The sequence below is a fragment of the Burkholderia sp. Ap-955 genome (assembly GCF_011753045.1).
GTDB lineage: Bacteria > Pseudomonadota > Gammaproteobacteria > Burkholderiales > Burkholderiaceae > Burkholderia > Burkholderia lata_D.
Genome location: NZ_VWWH01000043.1, coordinates 1 through 24041, shown reverse-complemented (window position 1 = coordinate 24041; position 24041 = coordinate 1). Strand labels below are relative to the sequence as shown.

General features: G+C 67.5%; 20 protein-coding genes. 10 read left to right on the top strand and 10 right to left on the bottom strand.

Annotation, left to right across the window (positions count from 1 at the left end):
* The first annotated feature begins 57 nt into the window (after positions 1-57).
* The 3 genes from F3J15_RS21870 (at position 58) to F3J15_RS21860 (ending at position 4581) form a co-directional block, all read left to right on the top strand.
* Complete coding sequence (locus F3J15_RS21870) at positions 58-2493, top strand: 3-hydroxyacyl-CoA dehydrogenase/enoyl-CoA hydratase family protein (RefSeq protein WP_046544448.1); 2436 nt, start codon at positions 58-60, stop codon at positions 2491-2493.
* Between the two features lie 27 nt (positions 2494-2520).
* Entirely contained in the window at positions 2521-3720 is a 1200-nt protein-coding gene (locus F3J15_RS21865; protein WP_039360089.1) for an acetyl-CoA C-acyltransferase, read from the top strand.
* Between the two features lie 93 nt (positions 3721-3813).
* Positions 3814-4581, top strand: a complete 768-nt coding sequence (locus tag F3J15_RS21860) for an enoyl-CoA hydratase (RefSeq protein WP_089446378.1) — start codon at positions 3814-3816, stop codon at positions 4579-4581.
* Positions 4582-4640: 59 nt separating this feature from the next.
* Here the strand turns inward: F3J15_RS21860 and fdhD are convergent, their stop codons facing one another.
* Complete coding sequence (gene fdhD, locus F3J15_RS21855) at positions 4641-5477, bottom strand: formate dehydrogenase accessory sulfurtransferase FdhD (RefSeq protein WP_069249363.1); 837 nt, start codon at positions 5475-5477, stop codon at positions 4641-4643.
* A 121-nt stretch (positions 5478-5598) separates the two neighbouring features.
* On the opposite strand from fdhD, the gene F3J15_RS21850 reads away from it, so the two are divergent.
* Positions 5599-6081 (top strand): nitrate reductase associated protein, encoded by a 483-nt coding sequence (locus F3J15_RS21850; RefSeq protein ID WP_089446377.1) that lies wholly within the window; start codon positions 5599-5601, stop codon positions 6079-6081.
* A gap of 44 nt (positions 6082-6125) precedes the next feature.
* Here the strand turns inward: F3J15_RS21850 and F3J15_RS21845 are convergent, their stop codons facing one another.
* Positions 6126-6521 (bottom strand): hotdog domain-containing protein, encoded by a 396-nt coding sequence (locus tag F3J15_RS21845; protein ID WP_041492954.1) that lies wholly within the window; start codon positions 6519-6521, stop codon positions 6126-6128.
* Between the two features lie 175 nt (positions 6522-6696).
* Between F3J15_RS21845 and F3J15_RS21840 the strand changes: the two genes are divergently transcribed.
* Entirely contained in the window at positions 6697-8568 is a 1872-nt protein-coding gene (locus F3J15_RS21840) for an ABC transporter ATP-binding protein/permease (protein WP_046546241.1), read from the top strand.
* 240 nt (positions 8569-8808) lie between these two features.
* On the opposite strand, the gene murU is transcribed toward F3J15_RS21840, so the two are convergent.
* Together murU and F3J15_RS21830 are read right to left on the bottom strand one after the other, a co-directional pair.
* Entirely contained in the window at positions 8809-9528 is a 720-nt protein-coding gene (gene murU / locus F3J15_RS21835; RefSeq protein ID WP_089446376.1) for an N-acetylmuramate alpha-1-phosphate uridylyltransferase MurU, read from the bottom strand.
* A gap of 31 nt (positions 9529-9559) precedes the next feature.
* Positions 9560-10609, bottom strand: a complete 1050-nt coding sequence (locus F3J15_RS21830; RefSeq protein WP_166893966.1) for a phosphotransferase — start codon at positions 10607-10609, stop codon at positions 9560-9562.
* A 223-nt stretch (positions 10610-10832) separates the two neighbouring features.
* On the opposite strand from F3J15_RS21830, the gene F3J15_RS21825 reads away from it, so the two are divergent.
* From F3J15_RS21825 to rsmA, 4 genes are read left to right on the top strand one after another with little or no spacing between them, the layout of a single operon-like run.
* A complete protein-coding gene (locus tag F3J15_RS21825) occupies positions 10833-13193 on the top strand; it encodes an LPS-assembly protein LptD (protein WP_166893964.1) in 2361 nt (786 codons plus the stop codon).
* A 51-nt stretch (positions 13194-13244) separates the two neighbouring features.
* Positions 13245-14603 carry a peptidylprolyl isomerase gene (locus F3J15_RS21820; protein WP_089446373.1) on the top strand — a complete coding sequence of 453 codons (1359 nt, stop codon included), beginning with the start codon at positions 13245-13247 and terminating at the stop codon, positions 14601-14603.
* 11 nt (positions 14604-14614) lie between these two features.
* Positions 14615-15604, top strand: a complete 990-nt coding sequence (gene pdxA / locus F3J15_RS21815; protein WP_166893963.1) for a 4-hydroxythreonine-4-phosphate dehydrogenase PdxA — start codon at positions 14615-14617, stop codon at positions 15602-15604.
* A gap of 49 nt (positions 15605-15653) precedes the next feature.
* A complete protein-coding gene (rsmA, locus tag F3J15_RS21810; RefSeq protein ID WP_047852199.1) occupies positions 15654-16481 on the top strand; it encodes a 16S rRNA (adenine(1518)-N(6)/adenine(1519)-N(6))-dimethyltransferase RsmA in 828 nt (275 codons plus the stop codon).
* A 95-nt stretch (positions 16482-16576) separates the two neighbouring features.
* On the opposite strand, the gene F3J15_RS21805 is transcribed toward rsmA, so the two are convergent.
* Positions 16577-17512 (bottom strand): DMT family transporter, encoded by a 936-nt coding sequence (locus tag F3J15_RS21805; protein ID WP_069249362.1) that lies wholly within the window; start codon positions 17510-17512, stop codon positions 16577-16579.
* A gap of 395 nt (positions 17513-17907) precedes the next feature.
* On the opposite strand from F3J15_RS21805, the gene gloA reads away from it, so the two are divergent.
* Positions 17908-18297 carry a lactoylglutathione lyase gene (gene gloA / locus F3J15_RS21800; protein WP_069248815.1) on the top strand — a complete coding sequence of 130 codons (390 nt, stop codon included), beginning with the start codon at positions 17908-17910 and terminating at the stop codon, positions 18295-18297.
* Between the two features lie 108 nt (positions 18298-18405).
* On the opposite strand, the gene F3J15_RS21795 is transcribed toward gloA, so the two are convergent.
* The 5 genes from F3J15_RS21795 to glyQ are packed head-to-tail and all read right to left on the bottom strand — an operon-like array spanning position 18406 to position 23848.
* Entirely contained in the window at positions 18406-19293 is an 888-nt protein-coding gene (locus F3J15_RS21795) for a SprT family zinc-dependent metalloprotease (RefSeq protein WP_089446370.1), read from the bottom strand.
* A 46-nt stretch (positions 19294-19339) separates the two neighbouring features.
* Positions 19340-20104, bottom strand: coding sequence for a lysophospholipid acyltransferase family protein (locus tag F3J15_RS21790; protein ID WP_011353136.1), 765 nt, complete (start codon positions 20102-20104; stop codon positions 19340-19342).
* A 43-nt stretch (positions 20105-20147) separates the two neighbouring features.
* Positions 20148-20711, bottom strand: coding sequence for a D-glycero-beta-D-manno-heptose 1,7-bisphosphate 7-phosphatase (gene gmhB / locus F3J15_RS21785; RefSeq protein ID WP_089446369.1), 564 nt, complete (start codon positions 20709-20711; stop codon positions 20148-20150).
* Positions 20712-20721: 10 nt separating this feature from the next.
* Entirely contained in the window at positions 20722-22821 is a 2100-nt protein-coding gene (gene glyS, locus F3J15_RS21780; RefSeq protein WP_166893962.1) for a glycine--tRNA ligase subunit beta, read from the bottom strand.
* A 22-nt stretch (positions 22822-22843) separates the two neighbouring features.
* On the bottom strand, positions 22844-23848 hold the full coding sequence (gene glyQ, locus F3J15_RS21775) for a glycine--tRNA ligase subunit alpha (RefSeq protein ID WP_011885965.1): 1005 nt from the start codon (positions 23846-23848) through the stop codon (positions 22844-22846).
* Between the last annotated feature and the right edge of the window lie 193 nt (positions 23849-24041).

Sequence of the window (24041 nt, the reverse complement as noted above, 5' to 3'; positions counted from 1 at the left end):
CACTTCGCTGTGCAGCCCCCACCTCCCGCGCTGCACGACACTATCCGGAGACATCCCGTGAGCAATTTCCTGATTCGCAAGGTCGCCGTGCTGGGCGCCGGCGTGATGGGCGCGCAGATCGCCGCGCACCTCATCAACGCGCGCGTGCCGGTGCTGCTGTTCGACCTGCCGGCCAAGGAAGGCCCGAAAAACGCGATCGCGCTGAAGGCGATCGAGAACCTGAAGAAGCTGTCGCCCGCGCCGTTCGGCGTGAAGGACGACGCAAAGTACCTCGAGGCAGCCAACTACGAAGACGACATCGCGAAACTCGCCGAGTGCGACGTCGTGATCGAGGCGATCGCCGAGCGGATGGACTGGAAGCACGACCTGTACAAGAAGGTCGCGCCGCACATCGCGCCGAATGCGATCTTCGCGACCAACACGTCGGGCCTGTCGATCACGAAGCTGTCCGAAGGTTTCTCGGACGAGCTGAAGTCGCGTTTCTGCGGCGTGCACTTCTTCAACCCGCCGCGCTACATGCACCTCGTCGAGCTGATCCCGACCGCGCATACGCGCCCGGAGATCCTCGACCAGCTCGAAACCTTCCTGACGAGCATCGTCGGCAAGGGCGTCGTGCGCGCGAAGGACACGCCGAACTTCATCGCGAACCGCGTCGGCATCTTCTCGATCCTGGCCGTGATCACCGAGGCCGCGAAGTTCGGCCTGCGTTTCGACGAAGTCGACGACCTGACGGGCAGCCGCCTCGGCCGCGCGAAGTCGGCGACGTTCCGCACCGCGGACGTGGTCGGCCTCGACACGATGGCGCACGTGATCAAGACGATGCAGGACAACCTCGCCGACGATCCGTTCTTCCCGGTCTACCAGACGCCTGCCGTGCTCGCCGAACTGGTGAAGCAGGGCGCGCTCGGCCAGAAGACGGGCGGCGGCTTCTACAAGAAGGAAGGCAAGGCGATCAAGGTGCTCGACGCGAAGACGGGCACCTACGTGGATTCGGGCGCGAAGGCGGACGAAACCGTCGGCCGCATCCTGAAGCGTCCGCCGGCGGAACGCCTGAAGCTGCTGCGTGAAACGGACCATCCGCACGCGCAGTTCCTGTGGTCGATCTTCCGCGACGTGTTCCACTACATCGGCGTGCATCTCGAATCGATCGCCGACAACGCGCGTGACGTCGACCTCGCGATCCGCTGGGGCTTCGGCTGGAACGAAGGCCCGTTCGAAGGCTGGCAGGCCGCCGGCTGGAAGCAGGTCGCCGAGTGGGTGCAGGAAGACATCGCGGCCGGCAAGGCGCTCGCGAACGTGCCGCTGCCGTCGTGGGTGCTCGAAGGCGCGGTTGCGGAAAAGGGTGGCGTGCACACGGCCGAAGGCTCGTGGGCGCCGGCAGCGAAGCGCTTCGTGCCGCGTTCGGACCTCGCGGTCTACGACAAGCAGGTGTTCCGCGCGCCGCTGCTCGGCGAAGCCGGTGCCGATCCGAAGACGTACGGCAAGACGCTGTTCGAAACCGATGCCGTGCGTGCATGGGTCGACGACCGTGCGGGTGAGGATGACGTCGTGATCGTGTCGTTCAAGTCGAAGATGAACACGATCGGACCGAGCGTGATCGACGGCCTCGTGCAGGCGATCGAACTCGCGGAGAAGGACTACAAGGGCGTGGTGATCTGGCAGCCGACGTCGCTGAAGCTCGGCACGCCGGGCGGCCCGTTCTCGGCCGGTGCGAACCTCGAAGAGGCGATGCCCGCGTTCATGATGGGCGGCGCGAAGGGCATCGAGCCGTTCGTGAAGAAGTTCCAGGAAGGCATGCTGCGCGTGAAGTACGCGAACGTGCCGGTCGTCGCAGCCGTGTCGGGCATCGCGCTCGGCGGCGGGTGCGAGCTGATGCTGCACAGCGCGAAGCGCGTCGTGCACGTCGAGAGCTACATCGGTCTCGTCGAAGTGGGTGTCGGCCTCGTGCCGGCGGGCGGCGGTCTGAAGGAAGCCGCGCTGCGCGCAGCGGATGCCGCAACGGCCGCGAATGCGACCACCGACATCCTGAAGTTCGTCACGAAGTCGTTCGAGAACGCGGCGATGGCGAAGGTGTCGGCGTCCGCGCACGATGCCCGTGCGATGGGCTACGTGAAGCCGTCCGACACGATCATCTTCAACGTGTTCGAACTGCTCGACACCGCGAAGAAGGAAGCGCGCGCGCTGGCTGCAACCGGCTACCGCGCACCGCTGCGCGCGAAGGACGTGCCGGTCGCCGGCCGTTCGGCGATCGCGACGATCAAGGCATCGCTCGTCAACATGCGTGACGGCCGCTTCATCAGCGATCACGACTACCTGATCGCGAGCCGCATCGCCGAAGCCGTGTGCGGCGGCGACGTCGAAGCCGGCAGCCTGGTCGACGAGCAGTGGCTGCTCGCGCTGGAGCGCCGTGCGTTCGTCGAGCTGCTCGGCACGCAGAAGACGCAGGAACGGATCATGGGCATGTTGCAGACCGGCAAGCCGGTGCGTAACTGAGCGAGCGGATAAGGCAAGGAGTCTCAAATGAGCAAACAATTGCAAGACGCATACATCGTCGCCGCCAGCCGCACGCCGATCGGCAAGGCCCCGCGCGGTGTCTTCAAGAACACGCGCCCGGACGAGCTGCTGGTCCACGCGCTCAAGTCGGCGGTGGCGCAGGTGCCCGGCTTCGACACGAAGCTGATCGAAGACGCGATCATCGGTTGCGCGATTCCGGAAGCCGAGCAGGGCCTGAACGTCGCGCGGATGGGCGCGCTGCTCGCGGGCCTGCCGCAGACCGTCGGCGGCGTGACGGTCAACCGCTTCTGCGCGTCGGGCATCACGGCGCTGGCCATGGCGGCCGACCGCATCCGCGTCGGTGAATCGGACGCGATCTTCGCGGGTGGCTGCGAATCGATGAGCATGGTGCCGATGATGGGCAACAAGCCGTCGATGTCGCCGCACATCTTCGATCGCAACGAAGACTTCGGCATCGCGTACGGGATGGGCCTGACGGCCGAGCGCGTCGCGGAGCAGTGGAAGGTGAGCCGCGAAGACCAGGACGCATTCTCGGTCGAGTCGCACCGCAAGGCGCTTGCCGCCCAGCAGGCCGGCGAGTTCAACGACGAGATCGCCGCGTACACGATCACCGAGCGTTTCCCGAACCTCGCGACGGGTGAAGTCGACGTGAAGACGCGCGAGATCAAGCTCGACGAAGGTCCGCGTGCGGATACGTCGATCGAAGGCCTCGCGAAGCTGCGCACGGTGTTCGCGAACAAGGGCTCGGTCACGGCCGGCAACAGCTCGCAGACGTCGGACGGCGCGGGCGCGCTGCTCGTCGTGTCGGAGAAGGTGCTCAAGGAATTCAACCTGACGCCGCTCGCACGCTTCGTGAGCTTCGCGGTGCGTGGCGTGCCGCCGGAAATCATGGGCATCGGTCCGAAGGAAGCGATTCCGGCCGCACTGAAGGCCGCCGGCCTGAAGCAGGACGATCTCGACTGGATCGAGCTGAACGAAGCGTTCGCTGCGCAATCGCTGGCGGTGATGCGCGATCTCGGCCTCGACCCGTCGAAGGTCAACCCGATGGGCGGCGCGATCGCACTCGGCCACCCGCTCGGCGCGACCGGCGCGATCCGCGCGGCGACCGTCGTGCACGGGCTGCGTCGCCGCAACCTGAAGTACGGGATGGTCACGATGTGCGTCGGCACCGGCATGGGCGCCGCGGGCATCATCGAACGCCTGTAAGCGGAGCACGACGACAAGCTGCGACGGTGCGCGGGCCACGAGCTCGCGCACCGTTTTTTTCATTCCGATAGAGGAAAGTCAAAGGAGACGGTTGTGGCCGAAATTCAAGTGGAACGCGCCGATGGCGTGATGACGATCACGATCGCACGCCCGGCGAAGAAGAACGCGCTGACGGCGGCGATGTACCAGACGATGGCCGACGCACTCGCCGAAGCGCAGGAAGACAAGGCGGTTCGCGTGATCCTGCTGCGCGGCGGCGACGGCAACTTCACCGCGGGGAACGATCTCGAGGATTTCCTGAAGTCGCCGCCGAAGGACGACACCGCTCCGGTGTTCCAGTTTCTCGCGCGGATCAGCAGCGCGAGCAAGCCGATCGTGGCCGCGGTGCCGGGCCTGGCGATCGGCGTCGGCGTGACGATGCTGCTGCACTGCGATCTGGTCTACGCGGCCGACACCGCGACGTTCTCGTTGCCGTTCACGCAGCTCGGACTGTGCCCGGAAGCCGCGTCGAGCGTGCTGCTGCCGCGTCTGGCCGGCCATCAGGTCGCGGCCGAGAAGCTGCTGCTCGGCGAAGCGTTCGACGCGCTGGAAGCGCACCGGATCGGCATCGTCAACCGCGTGCTGCCGGCGGCCGAGCTCGACGCGTTCGCGGCGAAGCAGGCGGCAAAGCTCGCGGCGCTGCCGGCGGCGTCTTTGCGCGTGACGAAGGCACTGCTGAAGGATACGGGCGGCGTGGCGACGCAGGCGCGGATGGCCGAGGAAGCGGGCCACTTCGCCGAGATGCTGCGCGCGCCGGAAGCGCGCGAGGCGATGACGGCGTTCTTCGAGAAGCGCAAGCCGGATTTCCGTCAGTTCGACTGACCGGTCGACGGAGCAGGGCGCGCCGGCGGCGGACCGCCGGCGCGCTCCCGGGATCGCGATCAGGCCGTGCCGTAGTCGACGTGGCCGGTTTCGCGGCAGAAGCTGACGAGCCGCAAGCCGGCCGCTTTCGCGATCTCGATCGCGAGCGACGACGGCGCGGAGATCGTCGCCACCAGCGGGATGCCGACCCGTGCGGCCTTGCGCACGAGCTCGTAGCTCGCGCGGCTCGACAGGAACACGAAGCCGTCGGTCGCGTCGGCGCGCGACAGCACGAGCGAGCCGATCAGCTTGTCGAGTGCGTTGTGGCGGCCGACATCCTCGAACGCCATCCGGATCGCGCCTGTTGCGTCGCACCACGCGGCCGCGTGCAGGCCGCCCGTGAGCCGCGTGAGCGCCTGGTGAACCGGCAGCGCCTGCGCCGCGCGCGTCAGCGCGTCGGGGGCGAGGCGTGCGAGAAAGCCCGTATCGGGCACGCGTTCGGGCGCGAGGTCGAGCAGGTCGATGCTTTCGATCCCGCAGACGCCGCAGCCGGTACGCCCCGCGAGCGCGCGGCGCCGGTCCTTCAGCGCGGCGAACGCCTGCTGGACGACCTCCAGGTGGACTTCCGCATGCGGCAGCGGTGCGTCGGCGTGCAGGATCACCTCGATGTCCTTGATGTCGCTGCCGCGCGCGACGATCCCTTCCGAGATCGCGAAACCGACCGCGAACGCTTCGAGGTCGCACGGCGTACACATCATCACCGCATGCGAGATGCCGTTGAAGACGAGCGCGACGGGCCATTCCTGGCCCACGTAGTCGTGTGCGGTTTCGACGGCGCCGCCGCGCGTGCGGCGCACGGACAGTTCGATCGCGCCGCGCGGTTCGTCGCGCAAGTTGCCGGATTCGGTCGGATTCACGAGCACTCCCGTTGATTCAGCACGCGGCCGGCGGCAATCGTATCCGCCGCCCGCGCGCAGAGGTTCTAAAATACCCCAGGCAAGCCGGCCGCGCCGGTATCCGCCACATCAGGTAACGATCATGGGACTCAGCGACGCTCCACTGCTATTCGCCTTCGAACACGATTCGTCGGAAAACTTCACGTACATCCCGATGATCGTGCGTTTCAATCTCGACCGTTTCGGTCTGCGGATTTCACTGGAGCAGTGGCAGTTGCTGCCGCTCGAGGACCGCAAGCTGCTCGCGCGCTTTCCGGCCGACGAGGACACCGCGATCGAGCCCAACTTCGATCACGCGCTGTTCGAAATGCTGCGCACGCACGCGGACCTGGAACCCTCGTGGTTCCAGCCGGACGAGCAGCCGACCTGGCGCGCCACCGACATCGTGCCGGAGGCGCTCGTGCAGCAGAGCGCGCTGGCCGGGCTGACGGCGCCCGAGCTCGCGCAGTGGCAGCGGCTCGCGCCGTTCCAGCGCTACGTGCTGGTGAAGCTGTCGCGCAAGCCGAAGCTGAACCACGATTTCGTGCCCGCGATGCGGGAGTTCGGGCTGACGGCCACGCACTGAGGCGGCCGAAGCCTGGGGAAGCGCCGCCGCGCGGCGCTCGTCCGTCAGAGCGGCGGCAGTTGCCGCGGCTTGCGGTCGGTGCCGGTCGCGACGTAGGTGAGCGTCGCTTCGGTGACCTTCACGACTTCGCCCATCAGGCGCATGCGCTGCGCGTACACCTCGACGTCGACCGTGATCGACGTGTTGCCGGTACGCGTGATGGTCGCGTAGAAGCTCAGCAGATCACCGACGAACACCGGCTGCTTGAACACGAACGAATTGACCGCGACCGTCGCGACGCGACCGTTCGCGCGCTGGCTCGCGGGGATCGAGCCGGCGATGTCGACCTGCGACATGATCCAGCCGCCGAACACGTCGCCGTGGACGTTCGCGTCGTGCGGTTGCGGGACGACGCGCAGCGCGGGCTGCTTTTGCGGGAGTTCGAGGGTCGAATCGGTCATGGCGGGGGCTTTCATCCTGTAATAAATGGGCCGCCGCGCGCAGGCCGGCCGGCGAGGGCGCCGGCAGCGGCGCGAAGCGGCTTCTGCGACAATACAACGTTCGCAAATTGTACGAGAAAGTGAGCGAGCCGGCCGCCGCTGCACGCGTCCGGCACTGCCGCCGATCCTTCCCCCCATGCGCCGATTTCCTGCTTCCGGCGAGCCCGCGCCGGCTTCGACCGGGCCCCGCAACGACTGGCAGACCATCCGGTCGCTGCTGCCGTACCTGACCACCTACAAATGGCGCGTCGCGCTCGCGCTCGGCTGCCTGATCGGCGCGAAGGTCGCGAACCTCGGCGTGCCGGTCGTGATGAAGCGCATCGTCGACCACCTGTCCTACGTCCAGCAGATCACCGCGATCGGCCGCGCCGAACAGTCGGCCGGTATCGTGCTCGCGGGCGGCGTGGGGCTGCTGGTCGTCGCGTATGCGCTGGTGCGGCTGTCGACGTCGCTCTTCACCGAGCTGCGCGAGATCCTGTTCTCGAAGGTCACCGAGAGCGCGGTGCGCCAGCTCGCGCTGCAGGTGTTCAGGCATCTGCACGGGCTGTCGCTGCGGTTTCATCTCGAACGCCAGACGGGCGGCATGTCGCGCGACATCGAGCGCGGCACGCGCGGCATCCAGCAGCTGATTTCATATTCGCTGTACAGCATCCTGCCGACGCTCGTCGAGGTCGGGCTCGTGCTCGGCTTCTTCGTGGTCAAGTACGAGGCCTATTACGCGTACGTGACGTTCGCGGCGCTGGTCACGTACATCGTGTTCACGGTGAAGGTCACCAACTGGCGCACGCATTTCCGCCGCACGATGAACGAACTCGATTCGCGCGCGAACTCGCGGGCGATCGATTCGCTGATCAACTACGAGACGGTGAAGTATTTCGGCAACGAGGAGTGGGAAGCGCAGCGCTACGACGAGAACCTGAAGCGCTACCGGAAAGCCGCGATCCGTTCGCAGAATTCGCTGTCGGTGCTGAACTTCGGCCAGCAGGCGATCATCGGCACGGGGCTCGTGTTCATCCTGTGGCGCGCGACGCAGGGCGTGCTCGCAGGCAAGCTGACGCTCGGCGATCTGGTCCTGATCAACACGTTCATGCTGCAGCTGTACATTCCGCTGAATTTTCTCGGCGTCGTCTATCGCGAGCTGAAGCAGAGCCTCACCGACATGGATCGCATGTTCGGGCTGCTGTCGGCCGCGAAGGAAGTGGCCGATTTGCCCGATGCGCGGCCGCTTGCGGTCGCCGGCGCACAGGTGCGCTTCGAGCACGTGAATTTCGCGTACGAGCCTGCGCGGCAGATCCTGCACGATGTGTCGTTCACGATCGACGCGGGCACGACGACCGCGGTGGTCGGCCACAGCGGCTCCGGGAAGTCGACACTGTCGCGGCTGCTGTTCCGCTTCTACGATCTCGACCGGCAGGCGGGCGGCGCGATCCGGATCGACGGCCAGGACATCCGCGACGTCACGCAGGATTCGCTGCGCGCGTCGATCGGGATCGTGCCGCAGGACACCGTGCTGTTCAACGACTCGATCTACTACAACATCGCGTACGGCCGGCCGACCGCGACCCGCGACGAGGTGATCGCGGCCGCGCGCGCCGCGCACATCCACGATTTCATCGAAAGCCTGCCGAAGGGCTATGACACGCCGGTCGGCGAGCGCGGGCTGAAGCTGTCGGGCGGCGAGAAGCAGCGCGTCGCGATCGCGCGCACGCTGTTGAAGAACCCGCCGGTGCTGCTGTTCGATGAAGCGACGTCGGCGCTCGACTCGCGCTCGGAGCGCGCGATCCAGCACGAACTCGACCAGATCGCGCGGCATCGCACGACGCTCGTGATCGCGCACCGGCTGTCGACGGTCGTGCACGCGCAGCAGATCCTCGTGATGGACCACGGGCGGATCGTCGAGCGCGGCACGCACGACGAACTCGTGCGCGCCGACGGGCTGTATGCGCAGATGTGGGCGCTGCAGCAGCAGCGCGCGGCGGCGGGCGGGGAAGAGGCGGAAGCCGCGTGAGCGGCGGTGCTGCGCGCGGGGGCGCGCGGCGGAAGGGGGCTCGCTCGATGGGCAGAGTCGGGCCGGCATGACGGTCCGGCTGGCGCTGGACCTGTTGATCGGTCAAGCCAAACCGGCCAGTTTGCCGGTTAGCCAACCAGCCAGTCAGCCAGCTAAACAGCCGGCCAACTAAACAGCCGGCCAACTGACCAGCCGCTCAACCAACCAGCGGATCAATCAGCCCAACGACCCGTCAGCCGGTCACTCCGCGGCGCGCAGCCGCGCATCCAGCTCGCCGAGCTGCGCGGGCGTGCCGACGTTCTCCCAGATACCTTCGTACAGTTCGCCGCTCGCGCGGCCGGCCTCGATCGCCGCGCGATAGTACGGCGTCAGCGCACGCCGTGTGCCGGGCGCGAGATCGCGGAACATCCGCGTGTCGTACAGGCCGATGTTGCCGAACGTGAAGCGCGCGGCGCCGTCGAGCGCAAGGCGGCCGTCGTCGCCGAGCGCGAAGTCGCCGGCCGGGTGGAACGGCGGGTTCGGCACCATCACGAGGTGCATCGCCGGCGCGTCGAGCGCGGCCATCCGGGCGGCGCGCGGCGCGAGCGATCGGTAATCGAACGCGCAGTAGACGTCGCCGCTGACCGCCGCGAACACGGCCGGCTGCCCGTCGCGCTCGAGCAGCGGCAACGCCTGTGCGATGCCGCCCGCGGTTTCCAGCGCCTCGCCCTCGGCCGAATACGCGAGCCGCACGCCCCAGCGCGAACCGTCGCCGAGCGCAGCCTCGATCTGCTCGCCGAGCCACGCGTGGTTGATCACGATCGTCTCGATGCCCGCACGCGCGAGCGCTTCGATCTGCCACACGATCAGCGGCTTGCCGCCCGCTTCGAGCAGCGGCTTCGGGCGGGTGTCGGTGAGCGGGCGCATCCGTTCGCCGCGTCCGGCGGCGAAGATCATCGCCGTGGTCAGGGTGTTGCTCATGTTCGGCCGGGTGTCAGGAGAGTCGGAACGATCAGAACGTATAGCCCACGTCGGCCGGCGCGTTGCCCTCGAGCTCGTCGAGCAGCTTCGCGAACGGCACGAGCGGGCGATAGCGCAGCGCGACCTTGCGCGCATACGCGATGAAGCGCGGCAGGTCGTTCAGGTAGTGCGGCTTGCCGTCGCGGTAATTGATACGCGCGAACAGGCCGAGCACCTTGATGTGGCGCTGCAGCCCCATCCATTCGAGCTGGCGGTAGAACTCGCCGAAGTCGGGGTCGACCGGCAGGCCGGCCTTTTTCGCCTTTTCCCAGTAGTACGCGAAGCAGTCGAGCTCGAATTCCTCGTCCCAGCTGATGAACGCATCGCGCAGCAGCGACACGACGTCGTACGTCAGCGGCCCGTAGACGGCGTCCTGGAAGTCGAGGATGCCCGGGTTCGGCTCGCACACCATCAGGTTGCGCGGCATGAAGTCGCGCAGCATGAAACCCTGCGGCTGCGCGTGCGCGCTGGCGACCAGCAGCGCGAAGGTGCGGTCGAGCGTGCCGCGCATCGCGTCGGTGACCGGCTTGCCGAGGTGGCGGCCGACGAACCATTCGGGCATCAGCTCCATCTCGCGGCGCAGGAATGCTTCGTCGAACGGCGGCAGCACGTCAGGCGTCGACGTGAGCTGGAAGCGGATCAGCGCGTCGAGCGCCGCGCGCATCAGCGGTTTTGCGGCGGCCGGGTCGGCCGGATCGAGCACCGAGATGTACGACGTGCGGCCGAGATCGGTCACGAGCATGAAGCCCGCGTCGAAATCGTGGGCCAGCACGTCCGGCACGTGGTCGCCGGCCGCAGCGAGCAGTTGCGCGACCTGGACGAACTCGCGGCACTTTTCGGGCGGCGGCGCGTCGACGGCGATCAGCGTGCCGCCGGCGCTCGTGGCCGACGCGACACGGAAATAGCGGCGGAAACTGGCGTCCGACGAGGCGGGCGCGAGGGTCGACAGGTCGAGCGCATAGCGTTCGGCGAGCGGGTGCAGCCACGCGGTGAGCGCTTCGAGGCGGGCGTCGGGCTGGGATGCGGCGGATGGGGGCGTCATGAAACTCGGAGGAGGGGGGAACGTCTTGCCATATAATACCCCACGACTTTTTTGACGCGCCCCGCGTCAGCTTTCCGCCGTGCAGGCCCACCGCCTGTCGCGCGGTCGCCCGAACGCCTCCCCGGTTTGCGCTCAGCCGCAGTCGCGGTGCGACGGTGCGGCCCGCCGCGCGCGAATGTGCCGCGACGGCGCGGTTGACAAGGGGCGATTCGCCAAACGATAGATGCCGCCCAAACCGCTATTCCCGAATGTTTTCCCCGGTGACGGGGCGCCGCGCAAACGGCGGCTCGCGCTCGCACTCCTGGCCGTGCCCGGCCTCGTGCCGGCCGTGTCGTACGCGCAGCTGTCGGGCGCGGCCGCGCAGCCGCAGCCGCTCGACTCGCCGTGGGATCTGCGTCTCGCGCCCCAGCTCGAGGATCATCCGCTGAAGGACGGCGCGAAGCCGGCCGCCTTCGTGATCGCCGACCACACGAGCGGCACGGCCGAGCAGGATCTCGCCGCGAAGGGTTCGGCCGAGCTGCGGCGCGGTGACGCCGTCGTGAAGGCCGACGCGATCCACTACGATCAGGATACCGACATGGCCGATGCGTACGGCCAGGTCAAGGTGGTCAATGGCGGCACGTCGTTCGCCGGCCCCGAGGCGCACCTGAAGATCGAGGCGAACCAGGGCTTCATGACCGCGCCGAAGTACCACTTCAACGTGACGGGCGGGTCGGGCAGCGCGGAACGCGTCGACATGGTCGACAACGAGCGCTCGGTGTTCGTCAACGGCACCTATACCGCGTGCCAGTGTTCGACGAACCCCGCGTGGTACATCAAGGGCAGCCGCTTCGACTTCGATACGGGCGCCGACGAAGGCACCGCGCGCAACGGCGTGCTGTTCTTCCAGGGCGTGCCGATCTTCGCGAGCCCGTGGATGACATTCCCGCTGTCGGGCGAGCGGCGCAGCGGCCTGCTGCCGCCGACGTTCGCGATGAACTCGAGCAACGGGTTCGAACTGTCGCTGCCGTACTACTTCAACATCGCGCCGAACCGCGACCTGACGCTCACGCCGCGCATCATCTCGCGGCGTGGCGTGATGACCGAGGCGACGTTCCGCTACCTGTCGCCGTCGTATTCGGGCACGTTTACGGCCAATTACCTGCCGGATGACCGGCTCGCGCACCGCAACCGTTACGCGATCTACTGGCAGCACCAGCAGAACTTCGGCGGCGGCTTCGGCGGCTATGTCTACTACAACAAGGTCTCGGACAATACGTATCCCGAAGACCTCGGGTCGGCGAACCAGTTCATCAACGGGACGCAGACGCTGTACCAGCAGGAAGCGGGCCTCACGTACAACAACGGCCCGTGGTCGGTGCTCGCGCGCTACCAGCACTGGCAGACGCTGCCGCCGTCGATCGCGCCTTACAGCCGCGAGCCGCAGTTGAACGTGAAGTACACGAAGTACAACGTCGGCGGCTTCGACTTCGGCGCGGAAGCCGACTATTCGCGGTTCCGCATCACGACGGCCGATGCGACCCAGGGTGACCGGATCGTCTTCAACCCGTACATCGCGTACGGCGTATACGGCCCCGGCTACTTCGTCGTGCCGAAGGTCCAGTACCACTTCGCGTCGTACGACCTGAACTACCTGTCGTCGAGCACGCCGAACAGCCCGAAGCGCTTCACCGAGTCGATCCCGACCGTGAGCTTCGATTCGGGCCTGATCTTCGACCGCTCGGTACGCCTGTTCGGCCAGGATTTCATCCAGACCCTCGAGCCGCGCCTGTACTACGTGTACACGCCGTATCGCGACCAGTCGAACGCGCCGCTGTTCGACACCGCGGAGTCGGACTTCGGCCTCGCGGAGATCTACCAGCCGAACACGTTCGTCGGCAACGACCGGATCGCCGACGCGAACCGGATCACGGCCGGCCTCACGTCGCGCTTCATCGACCCGCGCACCGGTGACGAGCGCGCGCGTTTCGTGATCGCGCAGCAGTACTACTTCGCCGATCAGCGCGTCACGCTGACTCCCGGGCAGAGCGCCGTGCTGGCGCGCCACTCTGACCTGATCGTCGGCGCCGCGCTGAAGCTCGGCTCGGGCTTCATGTCGGAGACGGCGTTCCAGTACAACCAGAACAACAACCAGCTCGTGAAGTCGAGCGTCGGTTTCGGCTACAGCCCGGGCGAGCGCCGCGTGATCAACGTCGGCTACCGCTACACGCGATCGAACACCACGCTCGACAACCAGCCGATCAACCAGTTCCTGGTGTCCGCGCAATGGCCGCTCACGCGCCGCCTGTATGCGATCGGCCGCTTCAACTACGACCTCGCCGGTGATCGCGTGGTCGACGGTCTGGTCGGCTTACAATACGACGCGGATTGCTGGGCGCTCGGGGTCGGGGTGCAACGGGCGGCGAACGGCATCAATTCGTCGGGACAGCAGAACTCGTCGACGCGAGTCATGATGCAGCTGACGCTCAAGGGCCTGTCGACCGTCGACAACGGCCTCGTGTCCGCATTCCGCGCCGGGGTGCCGGGCTACACGCCGCTGCCGCCGCCGCCGCCGCCGATGTCCCGCTTCAGCAACTACGAGTAACGCCGGCTTGTCTGCACCGGTCAGCACGATTTCAATGGAGTTCCAGTGGCAATGAAGAAAACCCTTCGTTTCGCGGCAGTCGTGTCCAGCCTCGCTGCGGCCTCCGCGCTGCTCGCCGCCGCGCCGGTCGCGGCGCAGGCGCTCGGTTCGCAAGGTGCGCAGCTCGCCGACGAAGTCGTCGCGGTCGTCAACAACGACGTGATCACGGGCCGCGAACTCGACCAGCGTGCCGGCCTGATCGCGCGCCGGCTGCAGCAGCAGAACGCACCCGTGCCGCCGACCGACCAGCTGCGCGCGCAGGTGCTGAACCAGATGGTGCTCGAGCGTATCCAGGTGCAGAAGGCCAAGGACGACGGGATCCGCATCGACGACGCGACCGTGCAGGCCACGCTGCAGCGTCTCGCGCAGGCGAACGGCATGACGCTCGAGCAGTACCGCGCGCGTCTCGAGGCGCAAGGCGTGCCCTGGAGCATCTTCACGAGCGACGCGCGTACCGAACTGATGCTGTCGAAGCTGCGCGAGCGCGAGGTCGACGGCAAGATCACCGTGTCGGACGCCGAGGTCGCGAACTACATCGCGAGCCAGCGCGGGCCGAATGCGTCGCAACAGCAGGACCTGCGCTTCCAGCACATCTTCATCAAGGCGCCGACCAACGCGCCGCAGGCCGACATCGAAGTCGCGCAGAAGAAGGCTGACGCGTTGCTGCAGCAGGCGAAGTCGGGCGCCGATTTCGAGAAGCTCGCGAAGAACAATTCGGAAGCGAACGACGCGAAGAAGGGCGGCGACCTCGGCTTCAAGGCACCGAGCGCGCTGCCGGCCGACGTCGTCGACGCCGCATCGAAGCTGCGCCCGGGCCAGGTCAACCCGACGCTGATCCGCGTGCCGGACGGCTTCGAGATCGTGCGTCTCGTCGATCGCCGCCAGAGCCAGGGCGCGACCGCCGCCGCACCGAAGATCGTCCAGACGCACGTGCGCCACATCCTGCTGCGCGTGGGCGAAGGCAAGTCGGAAGGCCAGGCGCGCCAGCAGTTGCAGGACATCCGCAAGCAGGTCGAGGCCGGCGGCGATTTCGAGAAGTTCGCGCGCACCTACTCGCAGGACGGTTCGGCATCGCAGGGCGGCGATCTCGGCTGGATCAGCCCGGGCGAGACCGTGCCGGAATTCGAGCGCGCGATGAACAACCTGCAGGCCGGCCAGATCAGCCAGCCGATTCGTACCGAATACGGCTATCACCTGATCCAGGTGGTCGAGCGCCGCGAGGCGGAAGGCTCGGTGCAGCAGCAGATGGATATCGCGCGTCAGGCGATCGGCCAGCGCAAGGCCGAGCAGGCGTATGCCGACTGGCTGCGCGAGCTGCGCGATTCGTCGTACGTGCAGTACAAGATCGGCGGCGTCGGCCCGGCGAACTGAGCGAGCTTCAGATGACCACACCCGCGCTGCAGATCGCGATCACGACTGGCGAACCCGCGGGGGTCGGCCCGGAGCTGACCGTGCAGGCGCTGCGTGATGCCGCGCAGCGCTGGCCCGACGCGCATTTCACCGTGCTCGGCGATGCGGCGCTGCTCGACGCGCGTGCGGCGGCCGTCGGCGCCGACCGGGCCGCACTGGCCGGCAGCGGGCCGGTGTCGGTCGCGCATCACGCGCTCGCCGTGCCCGCGCAGGCGGGCAAGCTGGACGCCGCGAACGGCCCGTACGTGCTCGGGTTGCTCGACGCGGCGATCGACGGTGCGCTGGCAGGCCGGTACGATGCGATCGTCACCGCGCCGCTGCAGAAGAGCACCATCAACGATGCGGGCGTGCCGTTCACCGGCCATACCGAATACCTGGCGGAGCGCACGCATACGCCGCGTGTCGTGATGATGCTGGCCGGTACCGGCCACAAGCCGCTGCGCGTCGCGCTCGCGACCACGCACCTGTCGCTGAAGGAGGTGTCGGCCGCACTCACGATCGACGGGCTCGTCGAGACACTCGCGATCATCGATCGCGACCTGCGGCGCGACTTCGGTCTCGCCGCACCACGCATCCTCGTGACGGGCCTGAACCCGCACGCGGGCGAGAACGGTTATCTCGGCCGCGAGGAGATCGACGTGATCTCGCCGGCGCTGGCCCGCGCGAACGCGCAGGGCATCGACGCGCGCGGCCCGTATCCGGCCGACACGCTGTTCCAGCCGCGCCATCTCGCGGACGCCGATTGCGTGCTCGCGATGTTCCATGACCAGGGTCTGCCCGTGCTGAAGTATGCGACGTTCGGCGAGGGCATCAACGTGACGCTCGGGCTGCCGATCATCCGGACGTCGGTCGATCACGGCACGGCACTCGATCTGGCCGGCACCGGCCGCGCGGATCCGGGCAGTATGATCGCCGCGCTCGACACGGCCGTCACGATGGCGCGCCATCGCCGCACGGCCTGACGCGGCCCGGCTTCACCTCTTTCGTCGTATTTTTCGTTTTACTCAGTCGATGTCGAACAGCAGACAGCACCAAGGCCATTTCGCGCGCAAGCGCTTCGGGCAGAACTTCCTCGTCGATCACGGAGTGATCGACTCGATCGTCTCGACGATCGGCCCCGCGCGCGGCCAGCGCATGGTCGAGATCGGCCCCGGGCTCGGCGCGCTGACCGAGCCGCTGATCGAGCGCCTCGCGACGCCCGAGTCGCCGCTGCATGCGGTCGAGCTCGACCGCGACCTGATCGGGCGCCTGCAGCAACGCTTCGGCGCGCTGCTCGAACTGCACGCGGGCGACGCGCTCGCGTTCGACTTCCGGTCGCTCGCGGCGCCCGGCGACAAGCCGTCGCTGCGAATCGTCGGCAACCTGCCGTACAACATTTCCAGCCCGCTGCTGTTTCACCTGATGACGTTCGCCGATGCGGTCATCGACCAGCATTTCATGCTGCAGAACGAAGTCGTCGAACGGATGGTCGCGGAGCCCGGCACGAAAGCGTTTTCGCGTCTGTCGGTGATGCTGCAGTACCGCTACGTGATGGAGAAGATGCTCGACGTGCCGCCGGAATCGTTCCAGCCGCCGCCGAAGGTCGATTCGGCGATCGTCCGGATGATTCCGTACGAACCGCACGAATTGCCGGACGTCGATCCGGTGCTGCTCGGTGAAATCGTCACCGCCGCGTTTTCGCAGCGCCGCAAGATGCTGCGCAATACGCTCGGCGACTATCGCGAGACGATCGATTTCGACGCGCTCGGCTTCGATCTCGCGCGCCGTGCGGAGGACGTGAGCGTGGCTGAGTACGTCGGCGTCGCGCAGGCGCTCGCGGCGGTGCGCAAGGCCGGTTGAGGCCGGTCACGCGAGCCGGACCGGATGGGAAGAAGAGGCTGCCCTGCGAGGCAGCCTTTTTTATTGCGTGGGCCCGCGCGTGTTGCGCCGGGTCGTCACGCCCGCCGGCGCGGTGGCGCGTTGACGAGCGCGATGCCGGTCAGCACGAGCGCGGCCGCGGACATGAAGCGCCAGCCGACCGATTCGCCGAGCAGCAGCACGCCGAACGCGACGCCGAACAGCGGCGACAGGAACGTGAAGACCGACAGCCGTGACGCGCTGTAGCGTGTCAGCAGCCAGAACCACGACAGGTAGCTGACGAACGCGACGATCACCGACTGGTACGCGAGGCTTGCCACCGCGACCGGCGTGACGTGCGCGAACGACACCTGGCCGAACAGTGCGGCAAGCGCGACCAGCACGACCGCCGATACCGCGAGCTGGTAGAACAACGTCTTGCTCGCGCTCGCCCGTGCGAGCGCGGTCGAGCGCACGACGACCGTCGTCGCGGCCCACATCGCGCCGCCGAGGATGCCGAGCGCGTCGCCGGCGAGCCCGGCCAGTACCGATGCGCCGGGTGCGCGCGGTTTCAGGAAGCCGTCCGCGAATGCGAGCGCGATGCCGGCGAATGCCAGGCCGACGCCGGCCCACTGCGTGCGCTGCAGCCGTTCGCCCGGTGCGAACAGATGCAGGCCGAGCGCGGTGAAGCAGGGCGCCGTGTACAGGAAGATCGCCATGTGCGACGCACTCGTCAGCGTCAGCCCGAAGAACACGCAGATGAATTCACCAGCGAACAGCGCCCCGGCCGCGAGGCCCGCGCCGAACGTGCCGTCCGCCTGGAACAGCGGCGTACCGCGCGAGCGGGCCCAGCCCCACAGCAGCACCGCCGCGATCACCGAGCGCAGCCCGGCCTGGAACATCGGCGCGATCGCGGCGTTCGTGCTCTTGATCGCGACTTGCTGGAAGCCCCAGATCGCGCAAAGCAGCAGCATCAGGCCGACGGCGCGCGTGTCGAGCGCGCGGCGCATGGGGACGGCGGCGAGCGTGGTCATCGGCGAGCCTCGCCGGTTCGGCGCGGGGGCTGCAAGGTCGGGAGGGCGGCGCATCCGGCGCGCTCGAATCGGCGGTTTCGCACGGCAGTGTGGCTGTCTCGAGGAAGGGGTGGTCGCGTTCGGGCAGTGGGTCGCATGCCCGTTTTTGGTGCGAGGTGGAAGGATGTTACCCGATCGGCGCAGTAGCCGGGCGAGCCGGATCGTGCCGTTTTACACCGTTGTGCTCGCGCCGGTTGGTGCCGACGGGCCATATCGGCCGCGTTCAGGCGAGGCGCCCCCTGCTGGTCGCTCTTGGATGGCCGCGGCCAGGCGCCCCCGGCTAGGCGCCCCCGGCGAAATTCACCCGACTCTGGTAGAGTTCCCGGTTCTGGAAAGTCCCCACAGGAGTACAACACATGCGATTGCTGCATACGATGCTGCGAGTCGGCGATCTCGACCGCTCGATCAAGTTCTACACCGAATTGCTCGGCATGAAGGTGCTGCGCCGCGACGACTATCCGGAAGGCAAGTTCACGCTCGCATTCGTCGGCTACGGCGATGAAAGCGACAACACGGTGATCGAGCTGACCCATAACTGGGATACGCCGGCCTACGATCTCGGCAACGGCTTCGGCCACCTCGCGCTCGAAGTCGACGATGCGTACAAGGCCTGCGAGCAGATCAAGGCGCAAGGCGGCAAGGTCACGCGCGAAGCGGGCCCGATGAAGCACGGCACGACCGTGATCGCGTTCGTCGAGGATCCGGACGGCTACAAGATCGAGTTCATCCAGAAGAAGGCGCACTGAGCGCCGGATGAACCGGGCTGCGGCGTGCGATGTGCGCCGCGGCAGCAAAAAAGGGCGATGCGGGGTGACCCGCATCGCCCTTTTTCGTTGGCGGAGACGCCGCGCGCGTCACAGCGACGGCAGCAACTCGGGAGGATGGTGCTTGAGTGTGTGCCGCGCTTCGCGGAACTCGGGAAAGATCGATTCGACGGTCTGCCAGAAGGCCGGGCTGTGGTTCATCTCGCGCAGGTGCGACAGCTCGTGCGCGACGACGTAGTCGATGATCGACATCGGGAAATGGATCAGCCGCCAGTTCAGCCGGATCTTGCCGTCGCTCGAGCAGCTGCCCCAGCGCGTCGCGGCCGACGATAGCGCGTACATCGAATACGTGACGCCGAGTTTCTCCGCATAGACGGAGAGGCGTTCACCGAAGATCCGCTTCGCTTCGCCCTGCAGCCAGCCCTGCACGCGATCCTTGATCTGCTGCATGTCGGCCTGCACGGGCAGCGGCAGCGAGAGCCGCAGCGCATCGGTATCGAACGCGACGGCGCCCGCGCCGAGCGCGATCGTCACCGTCTTGCCGAGATAGGGAAGCGCCGCGCCGTCGCGCCAGTCGATCTGCGGCAGCGCGCGCTGTTCGGTGCGCGTCTTCCACTCCGCGAGCTTCGCGAAGATCCAGCGCTGTTTCTCGGAGATCGCGGCTTCGATGTCGGCGAGCGTGACCCAGCGCGGCGCGGTGATCGACAGCCCGCTGCCGTCGATCGTGAAGCCGATCGTGCGGCGCGCGGAGCGCTTCAGGCGGTATTCGAGCACGCGGCTGTCGAGTGCGAACGTGCGCACGCGCGAGCGGTCGGGCGCCGGGCCCGGATCGAGGGGCGCGGCAGGTGCTGCTTCGGGCGGCGCCGGCGGCGTGGCGGGCGCCGACGGTGCGGCGGCCGGCCCGTCGAAGAGCGGCAGGTCCATCTGGCGATGATCGAGGGCCACGACGGCAGGCCGTGGCCGCGGACGCTGTTTCATCAGTTCGCTTCTTTTTGTCGTACGCAACGGCTGCAACCTGGGGGCGTCAGACACGCGCGGCATCGCGCGTGCCCGCATTGCCTGCCTGGCGATACGAATCGGGATCGATCCGGCGCATTTCCGCTTCGATCCATGCTTCGACCTGCGAGTTCAATGCATCGGGCGTCAGCCCCTCGCTGGGGATCGGCTTGCCGATCGACACGGTGACGACGCCCGGGAATTTCGTGAACGAGTTGCGCGGCCACACCCGACCTGCATTGTGCGCGATCGGCACGACGGGTGCGCCGGTTTCGATCGCGAAGCGCGCGCCGCCCGTCTTGTACTTGCCCTGCTTGCCGACCGGCGTGCGCGTGCCTTCCGGGAACATGATCATCCATGCGCCTTCCGACAGGCGCTTCTTGCCCTGGCGGATCACCGACGTGAACGCGTTCTTGCCTTCCTTGCGGTTGATGTTGACCATGTGCAGCATGCCGAGCGCCCAGCCGAAGAACGGCACGTACAGCAGCTCGCGCTTGAACACGTAGCAAAGCGGCCTCGGCATCAGCGCCGGAAACGCGAGCGTCTCCCACGCGGACTGGTGCTTCGACAGCAGCACCGCCGGGCCGTCGGGCAGGTTCTCGTACCCTTCGATCCGGTAGCGGATGCCGTTCAGCCAGCGCACGACCCACAGCGTCGACTTGCACCAGCCGGCGGCCATCCAGTAGCGCGCGTCGGAGCGCATGAACGGAAAGGCGATGAAGCACGCGGTGGCGTACGGCACCGTGTACAGGATGAAGTAGATCAGCAGCAGCAGGGAGCGGACGAAGCGCATCGGCGTAAGTCTGGCGTTAGGGAGGATGCGCGCGGCGGCTGCATCACTCGTGTTCGTGTGAAAGGAAATCGAGCGCGAACGCGCGCAGGTCGTCGTGGACCTTCGTGCCGGGCGGCAGGTTGCCGGCGGCGAGCGTCTTCTTGCCCTTGCCGGTGAGCACGAGGTGCGGCTGGAAGCCGACCGCGATGCCGGCCTGCAGGTCGCGCAGCGAATCGCCGACGACCGGCGTGTGACCGGGATCGATCTCGAAGCGCTCGGCGATCATCTGCATCATGCCGGGTTTCGGCTTGCGGCAGTCGCAGTGATCCTCGGCCGTGTGCGGGCAGAAGAACACCGCGTCGATACGTGCGCCGACCGAGGCCGCCGCGCGATGCATCTTCAGATGCATCTCGTTGAGCGCAGCCATGTCGAACAGCCCGCGACCGATGCCGGACTGGTTGGTCGCGACGACCACGCGATACCCCGCGTGGTTGAGCCGGGCGATCGCCTCGAGGGCGCCGGGCAGCGCGATCCATTCGTCGGGCGTCTTGATGAACGCATCCGAATCGACGTTGATCACGCCGTCCCGGTCGAGGACGACGAGCTTTCGGTTGGGGCTGGTCGGCATCGTGCGGCCCTTATGCAGCGAGCTTCGAGATGTCGGCGACGCAGTTCATCTGCTGGTGCAGCGCGGACAGCAGGGCGAGACGGTTCGCGCGCAGTGCCGGATCTTCCGCGTTGACCATCACGTCGTTGAAGAACGTGTCGACCGGTGCGCGCAGCGCGGCGAGCGCCGACAGCGCGCCCGTGTACGCGCGCGCCTCGAGCTGCGACTGCACGTGCGGCGTCACGGCCGCGAGCTGTTCGTGCAGCGCCTTCTCGGCGGCCTCGACGAGCAGCGTCGGCTGCACCGTGCCGTTCGCGCCGCCTTCCGACTTCTTCAGGATGTTCGAGATCCGCTTGTTCGCGGCCGCGAGCGCTTCGGCTTCGGCGAGGCGCGTGAACTCGCGCACCGCGTCGAGGCGTGCGACGAGATCGTCGACGCGCGTCGGGTTCAGGCTCAGCACCGCGTCGATTTCACCGGCCGAATAGCCGCGCTCGCGCAGCAGGCCGCGCAGGCGATCCATGAAGAACGCGAGGATCGCATCGGTCGATTCGGCCACGCCCGGCACGCCTTCGAAGCGTGCATGGGCCGTGCGCAGCAGCGACACGAGATCGAGCGGCAGCTGCTTCTCGAGCAGCAGGCGCAGCACGCCGAGCGCGTGGCGGCGCAGCGCGAACGGATCCTTCTCGCCGGTCGGCGCGAGGCCGATGCCCCAGATGCCGACGATCGTCTCGAGCTTGTCGGCCAGTGCGACGGCGGTCGACACCGGCGTGGTCGGCAGTGCGTCGCCGGAGAAGCGCGGCTGGTAGTGCTCGGCGCATGCGAGCGCGACGTCGTCGGCTTCGCCGTCGTGGCGCGCGTAGTACGTGCCCATCGTGCCCTGCAGTTCCGGGAACTCGCCGACCATGTCGGTCAGCAGGTCGGCCTTCGCGAGACGCGCGGCGCGCTTCGCGTGCGTGGCGTCGGCGCCGATCGCGGGTGCGATCTCGCCGGCCAGCGCCTCGAGGCGCTCGACGCGTGCGAGCGCCGAACCGAGCTTGTTGTGATACACGACGTTCGCGAGCTGCGGCACGCGGTCGGCGAGCGGCTTCTTCTTGTCCTGCTCGAAGAAGAACTTCGCATCGGCGAGGCGCGGGCGCACGACGCGCTCGTTGCCTTCGATGATCTCGCCCGGCGTCTTCGTCTCGATGTTCGACACGATCAGGAAGCGCGAGCGCAGCTTGCCGGCGACGTCGGTCAGCGCGAAATACTTCTGGTTGGTTTGCATCGTGAGGATCAGGCATTCCTGCGGGACCTGCAGGAATTCGTCCTCGAAGCGGCACGGGTAGACGACGGGCCATTCGACCAGCGACGTCACTTCGTCGAGCAGCGACTCGGGCATCACGACGGTATCGCCGTTCGCGTGCTCGTTCAGTTGCGTGCGGATCGTTTCGCGGCGATCGGCGAAGTGCGCGATCACGCGACCCTTGTCGCGCAGCGCGTCGGCGTAGGTGCGCGCATGCTGGATCGCGACGAGGCCGTCGGACAGGAAGCGGTGGCCGAGCGTGGTGTCGCCGGCGTCGACGCCGAATGCGGTGACGGGCACGACGCGATCGTCGTGCAGCACCGTCAGGCGATGCACCGGGCGCACGAACTTCACGTCGGAGCCGTCCGGGCGCTGGTAGGTCATCACCTTCGGGATCGGCAGCTTCTCGAGCGTTTCGTCGAGCGCGGCCTGCAGGCCGTCGGCGAGCGTCGCGCCGGCTGCCGAATAGTTGATGAAGAACGCTTCGGCCTTGCCGTCCTGCGCGCGCTCGAGATCGGCGATCGACAGGTTCGGGTGGCCGAGCGCCGCGAGCTTCTTCGCGAGCGGCGCGGTCGGCTTGCCTTCGGCGTCGAGCGCGACCGACACGGGCAGGACCTTTTCGCGGACCTGCTTTTCAGGGGCGACGGCGCGCACGTTCTGTACGACGACGGCGAGGCGGCGCGGCGTGGCATAGCGTTCGAACACGAGTTCGCCTTCGATGAGGTCGCGCGCCGCGAGGCGTTGCGCGAGACCTTCGGCGAATGCGTCGCCGAGGCGCGCGAGGGCCTTCGGCGGCAGCTCTTCGGTCAGCAATTCGACGAGCAGGGGGGCGGGATGATTGTGCGTCATGATTGGAATGAATCTCGTCTCGTCAGTCCTGATCGATCTTGCGTTCGACCTTGAGCGGCGGCGCCCACGCCGGCTGTGCGGCGTCCTGGGCGTCGGTGGTGAGGCCCGGCACGCCCGGCGGGTTGCCGAGCATCGGGAAGCCGAGCTTCTCGCGCGAGTCGTAGTAAGCCTGCGCGACGAGACGCGACAGCGCGCGGATGCGGCCGATGTACGCCGCGCGCTCGGTGACCGAGATCGCGCCGCGCGCATCGAGCAGGTTGAACGTGTGACCGGCCTTCAGCACGAGCTCGTACGCGGGCAGCGCGAGCTGCGCGTCGATCATTTTCTTCGCTTCCGCTTCGTAGCTGTTGAAGAACGTGAACAGCAGGTCGACGTTCGCGTGCTCGAAGTTGTAGGTCGATTGCTCGACCTCGTTCTGGTGGTAGACGTCGCCGTACGACAGGCGTCGCAGCTCGGGGCCGTTCGGGCCTTGCTCTTCCCACTCGGTCCACACGAGGTCGTACACGTTCTCGACCTTCTGCAGGTACATCGCGAGGCGTTCGAGGCCGTACGTGATCTCGCCGAGCACCGGCTTGCAGTCGAGGCCGCCGACCTGCTGGAAATACGTGAACTGCGTGACTTCCATCCCGTTCAGCCACACTTCCCAGCCGAGGCCCCACGCGCCGAGCGTCGGGTTTTCCCAGTCGTCCTCGACGAAACGCACGTCGTTCTGCTGCAGGTCGAAGCCGAGCGCCTCGAGCGAGCCGAGGTACAGGTCGAGGATGTTTTCCGGCGCCGGCTTGAGCACGACCTGGTACTGGTAGTAGTGCTGCAGGCGGTTCGGGTTCTCGCCGTAACGGCCGTCCTTCGGGCGGCGCGACGGCTGCACGTACGCGGCGCGCCACGGCTCGGGGCCGACCGCGCGCAGGAACGTGTGGACGTGCGAGGTGCCCGCGCCGACTTCCATGTCGATGGGCTGGAGCAGGGCGCAACCCTGCTTGTCCCAGTAGGACTGCAGCGTCAGGATGATTTGCTGAAACGTAAGCATGAAGAGCCTTCGTGGCGCTGGCGCTCCGTTGCGGGCGGCGCTCCGGGCGGGGCCCGGAGGGTCGGCTCGCGCGGCGGCGCGGCTTGTTAGTGTGCTGAAACGCGTAATTTTACCGGATCGGCGAGCGGATGCGGCCGGAACGCGGGCGGGCACGCCGTCGGCCCCGTTCGGGCGGCCTGCGCGGGCGTGACCG

What these genes read in the sequence shown, in the direction of transcription:
- F3J15_RS21865 (WP_039360089.1), top strand. Translation starts at nt 2,521, where the DNA reads ATGAGCAAACAATTGCAAGACGCATACATCGTCGCCGCCAGCCGCACG.
- F3J15_RS21850 (WP_089446377.1), top strand. Translation starts at nt 5,599, where the DNA reads ATGGGACTCAGCGACGCTCCACTGCTATTCGCCTTCGAACACGATTCG.
- F3J15_RS21845 (WP_041492954.1), bottom strand. Translation starts at nt 6,521, where the DNA reads ATGACCGATTCGACCCTCGAACTCCCGCAAAAGCAGCCCGCGCTGCGC.
- F3J15_RS21840 (WP_046546241.1), top strand. Translation starts at nt 6,697, where the DNA reads ATGCGCCGATTTCCTGCTTCCGGCGAGCCCGCGCCGGCTTCGACCGGG.
- murU (WP_089446376.1), bottom strand. Translation starts at nt 9,528, where the DNA reads ATGAGCAACACCCTGACCACGGCGATGATCTTCGCCGCCGGACGCGGC.
- F3J15_RS21830 (WP_166893966.1), bottom strand. Translation starts at nt 10,609, where the DNA reads ATGACGCCCCCATCCGCCGCATCCCAGCCCGACGCCCGCCTCGAAGCG.
- F3J15_RS21825 (WP_166893964.1), top strand. Translation starts at nt 10,833, where the DNA reads ATGCCGCCCAAACCGCTATTCCCGAATGTTTTCCCCGGTGACGGGGCG.
- F3J15_RS21820 (WP_089446373.1), top strand. Translation starts at nt 13,245, where the DNA reads ATGAAGAAAACCCTTCGTTTCGCGGCAGTCGTGTCCAGCCTCGCTGCG.
- pdxA (WP_166893963.1), top strand. Translation starts at nt 14,615, where the DNA reads ATGACCACACCCGCGCTGCAGATCGCGATCACGACTGGCGAACCCGCG.
- rsmA (WP_047852199.1), top strand. Translation starts at nt 15,654, where the DNA reads ATGTCGAACAGCAGACAGCACCAAGGCCATTTCGCGCGCAAGCGCTTC.
- F3J15_RS21805 (WP_069249362.1), bottom strand. Translation starts at nt 17,512, where the DNA reads ATGACCACGCTCGCCGCCGTCCCCATGCGCCGCGCGCTCGACACGCGC.
- gloA (WP_069248815.1), top strand. Translation starts at nt 17,908, where the DNA reads ATGCGATTGCTGCATACGATGCTGCGAGTCGGCGATCTCGACCGCTCG.
- F3J15_RS21795 (WP_089446370.1), bottom strand. Translation starts at nt 19,293, where the DNA reads ATGAAACAGCGTCCGCGGCCACGGCCTGCCGTCGTGGCCCTCGATCAT.
- F3J15_RS21790 (WP_011353136.1), bottom strand. Translation starts at nt 20,104, where the DNA reads ATGCGCTTCGTCCGCTCCCTGCTGCTGCTGATCTACTTCATCCTGTAC.
- gmhB (WP_089446369.1), bottom strand. Translation starts at nt 20,711, where the DNA reads ATGCCGACCAGCCCCAACCGAAAGCTCGTCGTCCTCGACCGGGACGGC.
- glyS (WP_166893962.1), bottom strand. Translation starts at nt 22,821, where the DNA reads ATGACGCACAATCATCCCGCCCCCCTGCTCGTCGAATTGCTGACCGAA.
- glyQ (WP_011885965.1), bottom strand. Translation starts at nt 23,848, where the DNA reads ATGCTTACGTTTCAGCAAATCATCCTGACGCTGCAGTCCTACTGGGAC.